This window comes from Streptomyces macrolidinus, assembly GCF_023887685.1.
Taxonomy (GTDB): domain Bacteria; phylum Actinomycetota; class Actinomycetes; order Streptomycetales; family Streptomycetaceae; genus Streptomyces; species Streptomyces macrolidinus.
Window position 1 is genome coordinate 1 of the sequence record NZ_JAMWMR010000116.1, and the last position, 393, is coordinate 393.

Here is a 393-nt window from a genome sequence, read left to right on the forward strand (position 1 = left end):
GTCGATGTCCCAGCCGCGGTCGGTCGGGAAGGGGCTGATGGCGTCGGAGCCCGCGCTCAGCAGCTTCCACAGGTCCTCCGGCGAGCGCACCCCGCCCGGGAACCGACACGCCATCCCCACGATCGCGATCGGCTCGTCCGCTCCGACCGCCACCGGCGCCACGGCAGCAGGCGCAACCGCCACCGACGAAACCAGCGACGACACCAGGAACTCCGCCAGCGCCACCGGAGTCGGGTAGTCGAACACCAGGGTTGCCGGAAGCCGCAGCCCCGTCGCCGAGGACAGCGCGTTCCGCAGTTCCACCGCCGTCAGCGAGTCGAAACCCAGATCCCGGAACGCCCGCTCCGCACCCACCGAGGCCGCGGACTCGTGCCCCAGCACCGCCGCCGCACG

At 72.8% G+C, this 393-nt stretch carries 1 protein-coding gene; it reads right to left on the minus strand.

Going from position 1 to position 393, the window contains the following annotated elements:
* The coding region (locus NGF19_RS30475) for an acyl carrier protein (protein ID WP_252429180.1) at positions 1 to 393 on the minus strand (393 nt) is incomplete at both ends.